Genomic DNA, 17,300 nt, shown 5'->3' on the forward strand with positions numbered 1-17,300 from the left:
TCTATATTCCTTGCTAGCGACGGGTAGCAAGTTGGTCAAAATGTTAACACTACTATTTATAAATTGCTAATATTTATCCCCTCTTGCAGGGCCTTTTTAAGGCAGAAGGCAGTAAACTTCACAACCTGACTGGGTGGACTTTTTTTAGCAAAGACGCTATAAAATAAGTGATACCCCTTCTATTTCAGGGTGATAAGGAACCGTAGGAAGCATGCTGCCACTAAAAATATTAACACAGCCAGATGATGAGACTTGCGGACCCACCAGCTTGCACGCCGTTTATAATTATTATGGCGACGAGATAACACTGGAAGAGGTGATATCTGAGGTATCTTATTTAGAAAGTGGGGGAACCTTAGCGGTGATGCTTGCCATTCACGCTTTAAAGCGGGGCTATCGTGCGACCATCTTCACTTATAATCTGCATGTGTTTGATCCGACATGGTTCTATGACACCAACGTGGATATTCCAGAAAAATTACGCGAACAATTACAATATAAGCACGAGAAAAAACTGCATCTCGCCACAGGAGCCTATTTAGAGTTTTTAAATTTGGGCGGCCATATTTGTTTTGAAGATCTTTCTGCTAATTTATTAAAACGTCATTTTAGTAAGGGCATTCCGATTCTAACAGGATTAAGTGCTACCTACCTTTATCAATGTGCTAGAGAATATGTGACGCCCTTAAATGAAGTGTTCTACAATGATGTTAAAGGACATCCCAGCGGCCATTTTGTTATTTTGGCCGGTTATGATGATGCAAAAAAATATGTCGTAGTCGCTGATCCCTATGCTGAAAACTTAGTGTCGGGTGATAACTACTATTCGGTTAAGGTGGGGAGATTAATCAACTCAATTATGTTAGGGATTTTAACCTACGACGCAAATTTGTTAGTTATTCAACCAGGTAAGTCAGAAACATGCTAAGTATTGTTGTTGTGAATCAACTCAGTGATTGGAATTTTGATATTCCCGACTTAGAGGTCATCAGCTCACGTTGCTATCTGACCGATACTCGCTATTCCGAATTGAGAAATGTGCGTGTTTATAATCTTTGTCGATCACATCGCTATCAAGGTTTAGGTTACTATGTTTCCCTTTTGGCAGAAGCCAGAGGACATCGTGTTTTTCCATGTATCACAACCATTCAAGATATTAAATCTCAAACAATAATGCGTGTCATTTCTGATGAAGTGGACGAAATCATTCAGAAAAGTTTTGCCAAGCTAAAGTCTGAGGAATTTGATCTTAGTGTTTACTTTGGTCAAAATGTCGCAAAACAATATGAAAAAATAAGCAAACAACTTTATAATTTATTTCAAGTGCCATTATTTAAAGCTCATTTTGTTTTTAATAAAAAATGGATTTTACAAAACATCTCGCCTATTCCTCTAAATGAACTACCTGAACATCACAAGCCTTATTTTATAGATTTTGCGCAAACGTATTTTTCTAAAAAGCGCATTCATCCTGTTAAGAAAACAGTTTCTATTTATGATCTGGCTATTCTAGTCAACCCTGAAGAAAAAGTTCCGCCTTCTGATAAAAGAGCCATTAGTCTTTTTACAGATGCTGCTGAATCGCTAGGGTTTAGGACTAAGTTGATTACCAAGGATGACTTTAGTCGTATTCCAGAATTTGATGCCTTATTTATTCGGGAAACTACGTCAGTAAATCATCACACTTATCGTTTTGCGCGTCGTGCCTCTGCAGAAAATATGGTGGTGATAGACGATCCAGAGTCCATACTGAAATGCACTAACAAGGTCTATTTGGCCGAATTGATGAATAAATTTAAAATACCGATCCCCCAGACAATGATTGTGCATAAAGATAATAAAACCAACGTCAGGGAACAGTTGGGATTGCCTTGCGTTTTAAAGCAGCCCGACGGGTCATTTTCAAATGGTGTGGTAAAAATATCTGATCAGGAAACACTGGAAGAAGAATTAGATAAATTTATCAATCGTTCTGAGTTAATTATTGCGCAAGAATTTATTCCCACGGAGTTTGATTGGCGAATAGGCATTTTGGATAAGAAGCCGCTCTATGCTTGCAAATACTATATGGCTAAGAATCATTGGCAAATATATAACTGGCATGCCAATAAGCGATCCATCGTAGGAAATTATGAAACCCTAGACATTAAACAAGTTCCGCCTAAGGTAATGGAAATTGCTTTAAAAGCGGCAAGTTTAATTGGCGACGGATTTTATGGTGTAGATTTAAAACAACTTGAAGATGATCGTGTGGTAGTGATAGAGATTAATGATAATCCTAGTATTGATCATGGTGTTGAAGATTCCGTATTAACCGACAAACTCTATATTAGCATCATGCAATATTTTCTCGAGCACATCAATATGAAGAAAAACCAACAACTTTTGAAAAAATAATATGAAAACAAAATTGCCTTTATTTTCGGCGTATGGTGTAGAACTCGAATATATGATTGTCAATAAGGATGATTTATCGGTTGTTCCTATTTCGGATAAATTAATTCATGATGTCAGCGGAACATTCCAAAATGAAGTTGAATTTGAAAAGATTGCATGGTCAAACGAATTAGTTTTACATGTGATAGAACTAAAAACCAATGGTCCAGCGAAAGAACTCAAACCGCTAACTCATTATTTTCAACATGAGGTTCAAAAAATAAATGGCTTGCTTGAAAAATATCATGCCAAGCTTCTCCCCACAGGGGCCCATCCATGGATGGATCCCTTCAAAGAGGCGAAATTATGGCCTCATGACTACAATATAATCTATGAGACTTATCACAAGATTTTTGATTGTCGGGGGCATGGCTGGTGTAACTTGCAAAGCGTCCATCTTAACTTGCCTTTTGCGAATGATAACGAGTTTGCAAAACTTCACACAGCGATACGTTTAATATTGCCCATCATTCCAGCGTTAAGCGCAAGCACTCCTATTATTGATGGTAATCTCACTGGGTTATTAGATACTCGTTTGGAATTTTATCGTCTCAACCAACAAAAGATTCCTTCGATTACAGGGGATGTTATCCCCGAGGTCATTTTATCAGAACAAGAATATAACGATAAAATTCTGCAAAAAATGTATCAGGAAATATCTTGTTATGACCCGGATAAAGTACTGCAAGAGGAGTGGTTAAATTCTCGTGGAGCTATTGCACGATTTGACCGCAATACTATTGAAATACGCATAATAGATACTCAGGAATGTCCCGAGGCTGATCTGGGTATTGTTAGCTTGATTGTGGCTGTCCTCAAAAAATTAGTGGCTGAGAAATGGCAACCATTGGCGAAACAAATGGATTGGTCTTCCAGTCGTTTAAATTCAATTTTTTTAAACACAATAAAAAATGGCATGAATAGTGCTATTGATAATGATTATGGTCATATTTTTGGAATGAAACCAGGTGAATGTACCGCACGAGAATTATGGCAACATATTTTTAATCAAGTCTCTGACGAGGTAGATAATGCAGAGATTTTGCAGGCTATTATTAAGCAAGGTAACCTTGCAGAGCGCATTACGTCTTCTATAAAAAACAATGCTTCTCCGGAAAGAATCGAACAGGTTTATGACCATCTTGCACGCTGCTTACAAACCGGCAAGTTATTCCAGCCGTTATGAACATTTTCATTACCTGTGAACATGGCGGTAATGAAATACCCCTAGAGTTCGACTACCTATTTGAAAATGCTCATTCCATATTGCTGTCTCACGAGGGGTGGGATATTGGCGCGCTGCAGCTTGCCAATGCTTTTTTTGCCATTGCCGATTTTGATATTTACTCGACGGTAAGTCGCCTAGTGGTAGACTTGAATCGATCACCCCACCATCCAAAATTATTCTCCAGCTTTACCCAACCCTTAACCAAGCAGGAAAAAACTCACATCTTAGCGCAGTATTATTATCCCTATCGCACTACGGTGTTAAATGCTATTGGAGATAAAATTAGTCGCAACGAAAAAGTAGTTCATCTCTCAGTACATTCTTTTACTTCGGTTTTAAATGAAAAAGAAAGACAAACAGACATTGGCCTGTTGTATGACCCTCAACGCAACGATGAAAAAATTTTATGTGATGCATGGAGGCGGGAAATTAACCTGCTGCAACCTGATTTCAGAGTTCGGTTTAACTATCCTTATTTGGGCAAGGCAGATGGGTTTGTCACCTTCTTAAGGAAGCAATTTTCTCCTGCACACTATATTGGACTCGAAATTGAAGTGAATCAGAAAATAATGCAGAATGAATTTAAATATCAAATAATCGAACCACTTTTATTGAAATCTTTCGCTGCGGCATTAGCTAGTTTTAAAACTATTCAGCGCTAATTTAAAATTAGAAGTAAACAGTTGTGCTCTAAAAAACATGAAATTGCACAAGGCTAATAACAATTTCTATAAAGATTAAAAGAATAATAATAATTTCCAGCAAGGTAGAGTGTTGGAATTGTAGTTGGCCTGTTAACATATCGAAAAATTGATGTAAGACATCTAATCGTTGATTCAGGGCTGCAACACGACGAGTAATATCAAGAAACTGTTCCGTCATTGTGTAATAGCTTTCTAGATTAGGAAAACGCCAAAAATATTCGGGCACATCTAAATAACCACTATTCAAATTAACTGAACTCATTTCAATAAAGATTTCACCCATTCTTTGTGAAATAGCTTTTCGTGAAAGTAAAATTTTGCCCGTCTTTGCCAATTCTTCAGGAAGCTGACTATTTTTTTTGATCGTGTTTTTAATGAGTTCTTCATAGTATTCAAGCTTAATTGACTCGGCTAACCCGTAAGAGATAGCAAGCTTAATTTGGACATTGTCAGATTCTAGAGTAATCACATCGGCATTGAAACGTTCATGCGTCTCAACGGTCGTCTCTTCGCCATATTTAAATGAGAAATAATCAATTTCAATTCGATCGAGAGGGTCTGTGCTAAAGGCTTTAATCTCTTGCAGCAGCTTGAGCTCCTCTTTCCTTTTTAAATTCCACGAAACAAAGCAGCCGTGAGAAAAAATGAATAGATTCGCTGATTGATTGGGGATGCTTACATGCAATACATGACGATAAAGCTTAGTGGGAAATTTTCTGTTTTTAAAAAAATTGGTTAGGCCATTCAATGAATATGATTTTGCAGTACAAAAAGAAACACAGCGCATTTAACCGATCCAGACAATGTAGTGTAATGAATTATATACAATTTTGGACCATCCTGCCATGCTTATATTATCCTTCCGATAAGACTAACCATCGTTCTTCAATTTTAGATATTTTTTGGCAAAGTTGCTCTTGCTCTTGCGTTACTCTTTTTACAATAGCGGGATCTTCTTTTTCATAAAATGCAGGATCGGCTAACATCTTGTCTAGCTTTGACTTCTGCTTTTGAAGCTGAGACAGTTCTTTCTCTAATGCTTTTAATTCAACTTCTAGTTGGCGATTTACTTTAGGTGATTTCTTTTGGGTCGCCGGATCGGGATTCGTTTTTTTTTGCAGGAGAGAGTCTCGGTAATCTTCCAAATCACCTCGGAAACGGGATATTTTTTTATCTGCTACTAAGATTAGCTCATCAGTGGTCGTCCTCACCAAATGTCTATCATGTGAAACGAGTATTAAGGCGCCCGTGTATTCTTGAAGCGCTAGAATCAGTGCTTCCCTCATATTCATATCTAAATGATTGGTGGGCTCATCCAGCAATAATAAATTGGGTGCTTGCCAAACGATTAAGGCGAGGGCCAATCTTGCTTTTTCGCCGCCCGAAAAATTTTCCACGGGACTGGTTGCCATCTCACCGCTAAAGTTAAAGCTGCCTAAGAAACTTCGCAGGGCTTGTTCACTGGTATTGGTAGCTGTATTTTGTAGCAATTTAACCGGGGACAATTGCAGATCTAAATGTTCAATCTGATGCTGAGCAAAATAGCCAATTTTGATCCCTTTATAAAAGTGCACCAACCCTGATAAAGGCTGTAAGATGCCAGCCAAAATTTTAATGAAGGTGGATTTTCCTGCACCATTAACCCCTAAGAGTCCAATCCTGTCCGAAGGCGCAATCTGAATATCAACACCGGTTAAGACAGGGGTGTCAAGATTATAGCCAATCACTGCTTTTTCAATACGCAGCAAAGGGTTGGGGCACTCTTTGGGTATTTTAAAGTTAAACTGCAACGATGCACGTGTTTGTACTGCCGCCACCAACTCAATTTTGCCTAAGGCTTTCATTCTGCTTTGAGCCTGTTTAGCCTTAGAAGCTTTGGCTTTAAAGCGATCTATAAAGGCTTGCATATGTGCTATTTGGGCGCTTTGCTTTTCATAAGTTGATTGTTGTATGGCGAGCTGCTGAGCGCGTTGTTTTTCAAAGGATGAATAATCTCCGCGGTATAAACGTAGTTGTTTATCTTCAAAGTGCAGAATATGGCTCACGGTATTATCAAGAAATTCACGGTCGTGTGAGATGATCAATAATGTGCCTGCATAGTCCTGTAACCATTTCTCAAGCCAAATAATGGCATCTAGATCTAAATGGTTTGTAGGTTCATCTAGTAGCATCAAATCAGCGCGCCCCATTAGGGCTTGAGCCAGATTCAATCGCATTCGCCAGCCCCCTGAAAAATCCTTGGTAGGCTGTTGTAATTGATGTGAGTGAAACCCAAGGCCGCGTAGGATCTTTTCTGCCTTGCCAATAATTGCATAACCATCTGTACTTGCCAATTCATCATGGCATTTTGCTAGCGAATGCGCATCACCCTCCTCAATCGCTTTATCTAAAATGGTTTCTAAGGCGCGATAACGTCGATCCCCATCAATAACATATTCTATTGCGGCTCGAGAAGTAGTAGGAATCTCTTGCTTAACTTGGGCTATTTCTAAATTATTGGGAAGGGTAACCATGCCTTGGTGGGGCTCAAGTTCTCCCGTTATCATGGCAAAAAATGAAGATTTGCCACAGCCATTATCGCCTATTAAACCTATCTTCTGTTTGGCATATAAGGTGAGATTAATATCTTCAAGGAGGACTTTCTGCGAGCGGCGTAAAACTATTTTTTGTAATGTAATCATGCAGCGATTGAATCATGAGTATTTAATCAAAGTCAAGAATGGGCGGCCTTACTTAATCAAACCCTCTTTAAAGAAAGTGATGCCCCGCACTTGAATTATTGACTATCGGCCTCATATAGCTATCATTAGCACTCGAAACTAGCGAGTGCTAGCTTAACTACTTTATTTCAACCAAATTGGTGAGGAGAAAAAATGGATATGAGTATACGCCCTTTACATGATCGTGTTGTGATTCGCCGTATGGAGGAAGAACGCACTTCTCCAGGTGGGATTGTAATTCCTGACACTGCTGCAGAAAAGCCTATCTTAGGTGAAGTGATTGCAGTAGGCCCAGGCAAGGTTACCGACAAAGGTGAGCGTCGTGCTCCAGATGTTAAAAAAGGCGATAAAGTACTTTTTGGTAAATATTCTGGTACCGAAGTTAAATTAAGCGGAAGTGAATACATTGTGATGCGTGAAGACGACATCATGGGTGTTGTTGAATAAAACTTATTGATCTAATAGGAAACTTAATCAATACATAGAGGTGAATAATGGCTCCTAAAGAAATTTTATTTTCAGAAAACGCGCGTCAAAAAATGTTACGAGGCGTTAATATATTAGCTAACGCTGTCAAAGTAACCTTAGGACCTAAAGGTCGTAATGCTGTTATTGAAAGATCGTTTGGCGCTCCATCAATTACTAAAGATGGCGTATCTGTTGCAAAAGAAATCGAGCTCGAAGATAAATTCGAAAATATGGGTGCACAGATGGTTAAGGAAGTAGCTTCCAAAACCTCCGATGCAGCGGGCGACGGTACGACAACAGCTACCGTGTTAGCACAAGAATTATTGAGAGAAGGCAACAAGGCGGTTAGCGCTGGCATGAATCCAATGGATCTTAAGCGCGGAATCGATAAAGCCGTTACAGTAGTCGTTGAGGCTTTAAAAAACCTATCCAAGCCGTGTACAGATACTAAATCAATTGCTCAAGTAGGCACTATTTCTGCAAATGCTGATGAAGCAGTTGGAAACATCATTGCTGAAGCAATGAATAAAGTGGGTAAGGAAGGGGTCATCACCGTTGAAGATGGTTCTGGACTAGAAAACGAGCTTGAAGTAGTTGAAGGTATGCAGTTTGATCGTGGTTATTTGTCACCTTACTTCATTAACAACCAGCAAAACATGAGCGCTGAATTAGAACAGCCTTACATTTTACTTGTTGATAAGAAAGTTTCTTCAATTCGTGACATGTTGCCAGTCTTAGAAGCCGTTGCTAAATCAGGCCGTCCGTTATTATTAATTGCAGAAGATGTTGAAGGTGAAGCTTTAGCAACCCTAGTTGTTAATAACATTCGTGGTATCGTAAAAGTAGCTGCTGTTAAGGCACCTGGATTTGGTGATCGCCGTAAAGCAATGTTGCAAGATATTGCTGTTTTATCCGGTGCTAACGTGATTTCTGAAGAAGTTGGTTTATCGCTTGAATCTGCTGCATTGACCGATCTTGGTGGCGCTAAACGAGTGGTTGTGACCAAAGATAACACTACCATTATTGATGGCGCTGGTAAGAGCGATGAAATCAAATCACGAATTGAACAAATTCGTAAAGAGGTTGAAATTAGCAGTTCTGATTATGATCGTGAAAAGTTACAAGAACGTCTTGCTAAATTAGCAGGCGGTGTGGCTGTTATCAAAGTAGGTGCTGCAACAGAAATCGAAATGAAAGAGAAAAAAGCACGCGTAGAAGATGCGCTTCATGCAACACGTGCTGCTGTTGAAGAAGGTGTTGTACCGGGTGGTGGTGTGGCTTTAGTGCGCGCCTTAGATGCACTACAAAATGTTAAAGGTGCAAATGATGACCAAGAGCGTGGTATCACCATTTTACGCCGTGCGATGGAAGCACCTTTACGTCAAATCGTGACCAATGCTGGAGAAGAATCTTCTGTCATTTTATCTAAAGTGGCTGAAGGCAAAGGCAATTTTGGTTACAACGCTGCTACCGGCGAGTTTGGTGACATGATACAAATGGGTATCTTAGATCCTACCAAGGTAACACGTACTGCATTACAAAATGCTGCTTCTATTGCTGGCTTAATGATTACGACAGAAGCCATGATAGCTGAACTTCCTAAGAAGAAAGACGACGGTGGTTCTGATATGGGCGGTATGGGCGGAATGGGTGGTATGGGCGGAATGGGCGGAATGATGTAATTTCCCCTCCACACTTTCCTTAAAAAACCCCGCTTTTGCGGGGTTTTTTTATATCTCAAATAAACCAAACCTGAATGGAGAGGCTTTTGTAGGTATAAATTGGTATTCAGCACTAATTTAGAATTTGGTAAGAATGTATTTAGAGGCTGAACAGTATTTCTTAAGAGGATAAAGAGTGGACCAGTCAAAAATCCACTCTTTGTGAGGTAGGTCAAGGTCTGAATAACTTTCGCTAATGTGTATCTGGGAGTACATTAGGAAAGCTAACGTTAACCCGCTAGGGTTAATTCGGTTTATTCTTCGTCATCCCATTTCAATGTGCCACCTGCTTGATACTCAATGACACGGGTTTCGAAGAAGTTTTTTTCTTTTTTGAGGTCCATCATTTCGCTCATCCAGGGAAATGGATTTTCTGCGCCAGGATATTGTTCAGCTAGGCCTATCTGGACGCAGCGACGATTGGCAATATATTGCAAATATTCCTTAAACATAGAGGCATTCATTCCAAGGATACCGCGAGGCATGGTATCTATTGCATATTGGTACTCTAAATCAACCCCGGTACGAATCATGTGGATGATTTCTTCTTTGAAGGATTCGGTCCAAGTATGAGGATTTTCAATTTTAATTTGATTGATAACATCAATACCAAAGTTCATGTGCATAGATTCATCACGCAAAATATATTGGAATTGCTCAGAGGTTCCTACCATTTTATTGCGTCTGCCCATAGATAAAATCTGGGTAAAGCCCACATAGAAAAAGATACCTTCAAAAATCACATAAAAAGCAATTAAATCGCGTAGTAGGCGTTGATCATTTTCAGGGGTGCCAGTATGAAAGTTGGGATCGCATATACTTTGAGTATACGGTAGGGCCCATGCTGCCTTAGTGGCAACAGAGGGCACTTCTCTATACATATTAAACACTTCTGCCTCATCTAGGCCTAAGCTTTCAATAATATATTGGTAGGCGTGCGTATGTAATGCTTCTTCAAACGCTTGGCGTAATAAATATTGACGACATTCTGGATTAGTAATATGCCGATAAACAGCTAGAACCAAGTTGTTTGCCACCAATGAATCTGCAGTGGAAAAAAAGCCTAGATTACGTTTAATAATGAGTCTTTCATCTTCAGTGAGACCATCTAAACTTTTCCATAACGCTACGTCAGGTGACATATTAATTTCATTGGGCATCCAATGATTAGCGCAACCCGCTAAATATTTATCCCAAGCCCAGGTGTATTTAAAAGGCACGAGTTGGTTCAAATCGGCGCGACAATTAATTATTCTTTTTTCATCAACTTCAATACGCGCAGCGCCCATTTCTAAATTTTCAAGACCAATGATTCCGCTCAATCCTGCTGATAAGTCTTTCGTTTCTGGCGCATCCCATTGTAATTGTGTACTCATAATCTTCTCCTCTAGAGGGTGTCTTTATTGACACGCCTCACAATCTGGATCATCAATTGAACAGCTCTTGGGGGTGGATATATCTACAGCATTTAAAGCACCATCTGCAATGGTGGATTTTTCTGCATTTGTCGCCCCCAGGCTACGTAAATAGTAAGTTGTTTTTAATCCTAATAACCAAGCAGAAGTGTAAAGAACATCCAATTTTTTACCAGAGGGTTCTGCCATGTATAAATTAAGTGATTGCGATTGATCAATCCATTTTTGGCGTCTTGAGCCTGCTTCCACTAACCATTTCGGATCAACTTCAAAAGCATTTGCATACAGCTTCTTAAGTTCGCTTGGGATACGGTTAATTTTTTGCAAACTACCATCATAATATTTAAGATCATTAATCATCACCTCATCCCATAAGCTTGCTTTCTTAAGGTCGACTACAAGATAAGGATTCACCACTGTGAATTCTCCGGAGAGATTAGATTTCACATATAAATTTTGATAGGTAGGTTCAATGGATTGTGAAACCCCGCAAATATTAGAAATTGTTGCGGTGGGCGCAATAGCCATTACATTTGAATTTCGCATGCCAACAGTGGCTACACGTTTTCGCAAACTGTCCCAATCTAGTTTCATGGAGCGATCTTGTAATAAATACTCGCCTCTGGATTGATGTAGTAATCCAATAGAGTCGATAGGAAGAATTCCCTTACTCCATAAAGAGCCTTCATAGCTTTGATAACAACCTCGCTCCTCCGCTAATTCAGAAGAGGCAAGAATTGCATAATAACTTATCACTTCCATACTTTGATCAGCAAAAGCAACGGCTTCTTCTGATGAATAAGGAATGCGTAATTTATAAAGCGCATCTTGGAAACCCATAATGCCAAGGCCAATAGGTCGGTGGCGAAAGTTAGACTTACGGGCTTGCGGAACGGGATAGAAATTAATATCAATCACATTATCTAACATGCGTATAGCTGTTTTAATGGTCGCCTGTAGTTTGGTGTGATCTAGTCCATTTTCCGTCATATGATTGATAAGGTTGATGCTGCCTAAGTTGCATACTGCAATTTCGTCTTGAGAAGTATTTAAGGTTATCTCCGTGCATAGATTAGAGCTATGAATGACGCCCGCATGTTGTTGTGGGGAACGTAAATTGCAGGTATCTTTGAAGGTAATCCAAGGATGACCTGTTTCAAACAACATGCTCAACATTTTGCGCCAGAGAGAAACAGCCGGAATAGTTCTGCTACTAATCTCGCCGCGTTGAGCTTTTTCTTCATACATGATGTACGCTTTTTCAAAGTCAGCGCCAAATTTTTCGTCTAAGCCGGGTACTTCATTGGGAGAGAAAAGAGTCCAATTTTGATTTTCAGCTTTTCTTTTCATGAGTAGGTCAGGTACCCAGACAGCCGTGTTCATATCATGAGTACGTCTTCTGTCATCTCCGGTATTTTTGCGTAACTCTAACAGTTCGAAAATATCCATATGCCACACTTCGAAATAGGCGCAAACGGCACCCTTGCGCTTACCGCCTTGGTTGACTGCAATAGCGGTAGAATCAGCTACTTTCATGAAAGGAACCGGACCGAGAGATTTGCCATTTGTTCCCTTAATATGGGCACCCATGGCGCGAACTTTGGTCCAGGAATTGCCTAATCCGCCGGCAAATTTCGAGAGCAACGCATTATCTCTCAATGCATTATAAATGCCTTCAAGGTCATCGGGGATTGAGGTTAAAAAGCAACTTGATAATTGAGGTCGGCGTGTGGCGGCATTAAATAATGTGGGAGTAGAGCTCATATAATCAAAGGTAGAAAGAAGATTATAGAAAGCAATAGCATGACGGGTACGATCTTGCGATTCACCTAATGCTAACCCCATCGCCACTCGCATGAAAAAAACCTGGGGAAGTTCATAGCGAACCCCTTGGTAATGAATAAAATAGCGATCATAAAGGGTTTGCAAACCTAAATAAGTGAATTTTAAATCACGGCTGCTCACCAAGGCTTGTCCCAACTCCTCTAAATCAAAAGATGTCGTTAGGACGGGGTCGAGCATTTCTAAGGCAATTCCGCGTTCTATATATCGTTTCAATGCTTCGGGATAAAGCGAAGAAAGTTCAGCCTGAGTGGCTTCATTTGCAAGATTAAGAAAGGATAGGGCTTCACCGCGTAAGTCATTAAGGAGTAATCTTGCGGCAACAAACGTATAGTTAGGTTCTTTTTCTATGAGTACTCTAGCGCTCATTATTAATGCTTTATTCACATCTTCCATAGAAGCGCCATCAAATAAATTGCGTAGCGTTTCTTTGATAATGTCCTCGGGGGATACTTCTTCTAATGAAGAGCAAGCTTCTTCAACCACTTGGCCAAGGCGTTTTAAATCCAGTGGGATTTTTGCACCATCTGACAAAGTGATATGAGGCATATTTGGATCATGAGGAGTAAGTTCTTGCTCTCTCTTCATGCGTTGTTTTTCACGATATAGAACGTATTCGCGAGCAACTTGATGTTCACTGGCGCGCATTAACGCGAGCTCTGCTTTATCTTGAATGGCTTCAATATGAATAATATAGCCGCTGCTTGCCGCGCGTCTTTTGAAATCTTCAGTAATATTGATGACCATAGAGTGGACTAATTCTCGTACGCGATCTGAAGCAGCCGCTTGGCTGCCTTCAACAGCGATGAAAGCTTTAGTAAGAGCAATTGCAATTTTGGTGTCATCGTAATCGACGACTGAGCCATTGCGTCTTATGACGCGTAAATGTCCTGGGGTATGACTTAAAAGCTCTCCCGAGATTTCGGTTGTCATATCTAATTGTTCTGCCATTAACTCCTCCGACCGTAATTTGTTGCGCAGCAATGAAATTGTTCGTTAGTTCTGTGGATATTTCTATTCAGCAGAAAAATATAAAAAGGTAAAACCCAATATGTTGTGGTTTCCTGAACTAGGAACACACGATACGGTGTAATTTACCAAATTGCAATAGGATATCCTCTGCAAAAGATGTGGATAAGATGTGGGAATTGAGGATTATAAATGCCCCTAAATTCTTTTTCTAATAAACGCGTATTATCTCTGCTCTTTTCATAAAAAAAATCCAACTCAAAGCTGGAGATCAGGAAACCCAGGTAGCCTGGATGTAGCGAAGCGGAATCCGGGGATTTTTAAGAACGCAAGAATTAACGACCCGGATTTCGCTTCGCTACATCCAGGCTACGGGATTGTTTTCTTATAACACCATCAACACGAGTTTATCTGAGGTGAATCCTTGATAAATCTCATCTGGTTGTTCCTTGCGCTTAGCAGGAATTAAGGAGCTATATTCACGGTATGCTCATTCAAACTGTCGGGCTAATAAGGGCAAAAAGAAGCATTAAATCCTGGTACTTCGAATATTCGTAGAGTAAACTCAAACAAATTTTCCCCTAGTTTTACTGATTGGAGTGTTCGCCATGCGCTTTCTCGATAATGACCAATGGAAATTAAAAGTAGGATTGGCCGAGATGATGAAGGGAGGCGTCATTATGGACGTTACTAATCCCCAGCAAGCCATTATTGCCGAACAAGCAGGGGCTTGTGCTGTGATGGCATTGGAACGGGTTCCTTCTGATATCCGCAAATTTGGTGGCGTTGCCCGAATGGCTTCTTCACAAATTATTGCAGATATTATGAAGGTCGTGACCATTCCCGTCATGGCTAAGGTAAGAATTGGCCATTTTGTTGAAGCCCAAATCTTACAAGCCTTAGAAGTCGATTTTATTGATGAAAGCGAAGTCCTTACGCCTGCGGATGATGAGTATCATATTGATAAACATGAGTTTAAAGTGCCATTCGTCTGTGGTTGCAGAAATTTAGGTGAAGCATTGCGTCGAATTGCGGAAGGTGCAGCGATGATTCGGACGAAGGGAGAAGCAGGTTCGGGAAATATTGTTGAAGCAGTTCGACATTTACGCACCATTATTACTGAGATGAAACAACTTACCGTCTTAGGGAATGAACAACTCGTACAAGAATCTAAGAAATTAGGCGCGCCCCTGGAATTAGTCAGATGGGTAGCCAAAAATGGTAAGTTGCCAGTACCCAATTTTTCCGCAGGGGGTATCGCTACTCCTGCCGATGCTGCCTTAGCTAGACAGTTAGGCGCAGAAGCGGTATTTGTAGGATCCGGCATTTTTAAATCTGCAGATCCAGAAAAAAGAGCCAAAGCGATTGTTAAAGCAACTACACATTACAATGACCCCGAAATTCTTTTGGAAGTTTCTAAAGAATTAGGAGAGGCGATGCCAGGGCTTGATATTCGCCAGCTTTCACAAGATGAGCTTTTACAAACTCGCGGTGAATAAATTGCGCGTCGGTATTCTGTCAGTTCAAGGTGATTTTGAAGCGCATGCAGACGTTTTGGAGCGTCTAAATGTGGCTTCAGTTTTTGTGACACATCCAAAACATCTCAGCGGAATTCAGGGACTGATTTTGCCGGGCGGTGAAAGTACTGCCATGCTTAAGTTTTTACTGGAAGAGGGTTTTATTGAAGCCATTAAAGAATTTGCACTTGCAGGACGTTGTTTGTATGGGACTTGTGCAGGCGCTATTTTGTTGGCGGATGAAGTTGTCAATCCTTCTCAGCAATCCCTGCATTTAATTGACGCCACGGTAGAGCGTAATGCGTTTGGTAGGCAAATTGCCAGCCGCATTTCAGAGGGTATTTGTTTCGATAAACCGATGGAAATGGTCTTTATCCGGGCGCCGCGTATTGTGCGTTTAGGAAAAAAAGCGACCGCTTTTGCCTACTATGAAGGGCAGCCCGTGGGGGTTACCCAAGATCGTTATATGATGACTACTTTTCACCCGGAATTAACTCAAGATGTTTCGGTGCATGAATTGTTTGTTGAGCTGTGTCGAAAAAGCGTCGCTGAATATCCCCCATCATAAACACCGTCAATTAATTCCTCATTTAAGTCATCTGTAGCGCAGACTCTGAGGGAGCCGTCGTTCAAAAATAAAATAAAACGATTACAAAACCGTTTCATATAACTTAAGTTGTGCCCACTCATAATCACTGCTGCACCTCCGTGACAAAGTTGCTGAAATTTTCGCATTACCAGTTGTTGATAGTAGGGGTCAAGATGATTGGCAGGTTCATCTAATAAGTAGATGCTAGGTCTCTGGAATAAAATACGGGCAATGCTGACCCGACGTTGTTCACCGCCCGATAATTGTAAAAGAGTGCGTGCCCTGTATTCGTGAAGATTTAATAACGTCATTATTTCTGTGATATGAGAATGATCATGGATGGACGCTTTATGAGCGTAACCTCCACACTTAATAGAATCGAAAACGTGAATGGGCAGTGCATAATTTTCTTCTTGAAGTAACAGCCCCATTCTTCTAGCCAGTTGTTTACGTGAGATGTCAGCCAAGGGTGTATTTTCAATAATAATCTCCCCTTCTTGAGGTTCCATTAATCCTGCCAACGTATGTAACAAAGAAGTTTTTCCGCTGCCATTTGCGCCGAGTAGACCTACAAAATCGCCGCGCTGAAGTGAGAGAGAGAAATGGCTACAAAGTGTTTTCTTTGCGCGCATAACCATTACGTTTTTCACATCTAGCATTTTAGTCATTACCTTTCCGAGAAAGGTAGATGAAGAGTGGGATGCCAAGAAGGGTAGTAAATAATCCAATGGGTAGCTGTTCTGGAGCAATAGCAATACGCGAAATAATATCTGCAGCGAGTAGCAGGCAGCCGCCGAGCAGGAGGTTGCAAAGTGGGAATAAATAATGATGGCTATTAATAAGTTTGCGTGTCATATGAGGGACTATTAAACCTATAAAGCCAATAGTCCCGCCCATACTCACTGCTGCAGCGGTAAGTAGGGAGCTTATCACGATCAACTTAATGTGTAATTTTTTTACTTCTACACCGAGTGTTTTAGCCATCAAAGCCCCGTGATTCAAGACATTAATTTCTTTTTGAAGTACGATACTTGCGATGACGGCGATGCCCAGGCTGATTATAGAAAATAGGGGAAAAGATTGGCTATCCACATCTCCAAATAGCCAAAACAAAATAGGACGTGTTTGATTGGTAGGGGAGAGGATAAGTAATAAGCTGAGTAATGCTCCCCACCCAGCGGCCAACACCATACCAACTAGGGGCATGCGCCCGTTCATTTGGGAAATCCAATTCCCCGAGGCTAATAAAAGTATGCCAATGGCTATTATGCTTCCGGCAAAACTGCAGCCGACGAGCCAGATTCCCTCTAATCCTGCTATCAATCCTAGTAACGTAAAAACCGCGGCGCCCCCTGAGCTGCCAAGGGTGTAGGGATCAGCAAGTGGATTAGAAAGCATTACTTGCATTAAATAACCGGAAAAAGCTAATAAGCAGCCAATAACAAATGCATTTAATGCATGGGGAAGGCGAAGATCGAATAAAATAAAGTGCTGTAGAGACGTCCCATGGCCACCCGCAGTCGCTATTAAATCATGAAATGTAATAGGGGTGTCCCCTAAAAAAATAGAAATTAGTAGACTTAGAAAGCTTAAGCTTATGAGACAAAAAAATTTAAAAACATTAGTGCGGATAACCACGAACGTACAGCCTATTATCGTTGGCCGAAAGTCTAACAGATACTTTTACATTT

Annotated in this window: 14 protein-coding genes; 8 read left to right on the forward strand and 6 right to left on the reverse strand. The window is 40.5% G+C overall.

Features of this window, described 5'->3' with window-relative positions:
• Window positions 1-211: 211 nt before the first annotated feature.
• Genes H0U71_04370 through H0U71_04385 form a run of 4 tightly spaced genes read left to right on the forward strand, consistent with a single transcriptional unit; the run spans window position 212 to window position 4,326 of the window.
• Window positions 212-928 (forward strand): C39 family peptidase, encoded by a 717-nt coding sequence (locus H0U71_04370; GenBank protein ID MBA2654287.1) that lies wholly within the window; start codon window positions 212-214, stop codon window positions 926-928.
• Window positions 922-2,397, forward strand: coding sequence for a RimK family protein (locus H0U71_04375; protein ID MBA2654288.1), 1,476 nt, complete (start codon window positions 922-924; stop codon window positions 2,395-2,397). Before H0U71_04370 ends, H0U71_04375 begins: the two co-directional genes overlap by 7 nt.
• Before the next feature lies 1 nt (window position 2,398).
• Window positions 2,399-3,622 (forward strand): glutamate--cysteine ligase, encoded by a 1,224-nt coding sequence (locus H0U71_04380; GenBank protein ID MBA2654289.1) that lies wholly within the window; start codon window positions 2,399-2,401, stop codon window positions 3,620-3,622.
• Window positions 3,619-4,326 carry an N-formylglutamate amidohydrolase gene (locus H0U71_04385; GenBank protein ID MBA2654290.1) on the forward strand — a complete coding sequence of 236 codons (708 nt, stop codon included), beginning with the start codon at window positions 3,619-3,621 and terminating at the stop codon, window positions 4,324-4,326. The genes H0U71_04380 and H0U71_04385 overlap by 4 nt, the downstream gene beginning before the upstream one ends.
• Before the next feature lie 28 nt (window positions 4,327-4,354).
• On the opposite strand, the gene H0U71_04390 is transcribed toward H0U71_04385, so the two are convergent.
• Together H0U71_04390 and H0U71_04395 are read right to left on the reverse strand one after the other, a co-directional pair.
• Window positions 4,355-5,155 carry an RMD1 family protein gene (locus H0U71_04390; protein ID MBA2654291.1) on the reverse strand — a complete coding sequence of 267 codons (801 nt, stop codon included), beginning with the start codon at window positions 5,153-5,155 and terminating at the stop codon, window positions 4,355-4,357.
• A 67-nt stretch (window positions 5,156-5,222) separates the two neighbouring features.
• Entirely contained in the window at window positions 5,223-7,049 is a 1,827-nt protein-coding gene (locus tag H0U71_04395) for an ATP-binding cassette domain-containing protein (GenBank protein ID MBA2654292.1), read from the reverse strand.
• Between the two features lie 198 nt (window positions 7,050-7,247).
• On the opposite strand from H0U71_04395, the gene groES reads away from it, so the two are divergent.
• Complete coding sequence (gene groES / locus H0U71_04400) at window positions 7,248-7,535, forward strand: co-chaperone GroES (protein MBA2654293.1); 288 nt, start codon at window positions 7,248-7,250, stop codon at window positions 7,533-7,535.
• Window positions 7,536-7,582: 47 nt separating this feature from the next.
• Complete coding sequence (gene groL, locus H0U71_04405) at window positions 7,583-9,238, forward strand: chaperonin GroEL (protein MBA2654294.1); 1,656 nt, start codon at window positions 7,583-7,585, stop codon at window positions 9,236-9,238.
• Between the two features lie 293 nt (window positions 9,239-9,531).
• Here groL and H0U71_04410 read toward each other — a convergent pair whose 3' ends face one another.
• A complete protein-coding gene (locus H0U71_04410; GenBank protein ID MBA2654295.1) occupies window positions 9,532-10,653 on the reverse strand; it encodes a ribonucleotide-diphosphate reductase subunit beta in 1,122 nt (373 codons plus the stop codon).
• A 24-nt stretch (window positions 10,654-10,677) separates the two neighbouring features.
• Window positions 10,678-13,485 carry a ribonucleoside-diphosphate reductase subunit alpha gene (locus H0U71_04415; protein ID MBA2654296.1) on the reverse strand — a complete coding sequence of 936 codons (2,808 nt, stop codon included), beginning with the start codon at window positions 13,483-13,485 and terminating at the stop codon, window positions 10,678-10,680.
• Window positions 13,486-14,111: 626 nt separating this feature from the next.
• Here H0U71_04415 and pdxS point away from each other — a divergent pair.
• Together pdxS and pdxT are read left to right on the forward strand one after the other, a co-directional pair.
• Complete coding sequence (gene pdxS / locus H0U71_04420) at window positions 14,112-15,002, forward strand: pyridoxal 5'-phosphate synthase lyase subunit PdxS (GenBank protein ID MBA2654297.1); 891 nt, start codon at window positions 14,112-14,114, stop codon at window positions 15,000-15,002.
• The gene (gene pdxT / locus H0U71_04425) at window positions 14,974-15,588 is read left to right on the forward strand and encodes a pyridoxal 5'-phosphate synthase glutaminase subunit PdxT (GenBank protein ID MBA2654298.1); all 615 of its coding nucleotides are present in this window, start codon (window positions 14,974-14,976) and stop codon (window positions 15,586-15,588) included. Before pdxS ends, pdxT begins: the two co-directional genes overlap by 29 nt.
• On the opposite strand, the gene H0U71_04430 is transcribed toward pdxT, so the two are convergent.
• Window positions 15,516-16,277 (reverse strand): ABC transporter ATP-binding protein, encoded by a 762-nt coding sequence (locus H0U71_04430; GenBank protein MBA2654299.1) that lies wholly within the window; start codon window positions 16,275-16,277, stop codon window positions 15,516-15,518. The two genes, pdxT and H0U71_04430, sit on opposite strands and share 73 nt — an antisense overlap.
• Window positions 16,270-17,247 carry an iron ABC transporter permease gene (locus tag H0U71_04435; protein MBA2654300.1) on the reverse strand — a complete coding sequence of 326 codons (978 nt, stop codon included), beginning with the start codon at window positions 17,245-17,247 and terminating at the stop codon, window positions 16,270-16,272. Before H0U71_04435 ends, H0U71_04430 begins: the two co-directional genes overlap by 8 nt.
• Window positions 17,248-17,300 lie beyond the last annotated feature (53 nt).

Source organism: Gammaproteobacteria bacterium, from assembly GCA_013697705.1.
GTDB lineage: Bacteria > Pseudomonadota > Gammaproteobacteria > UBA6002 > UBA6002 > UBA6002.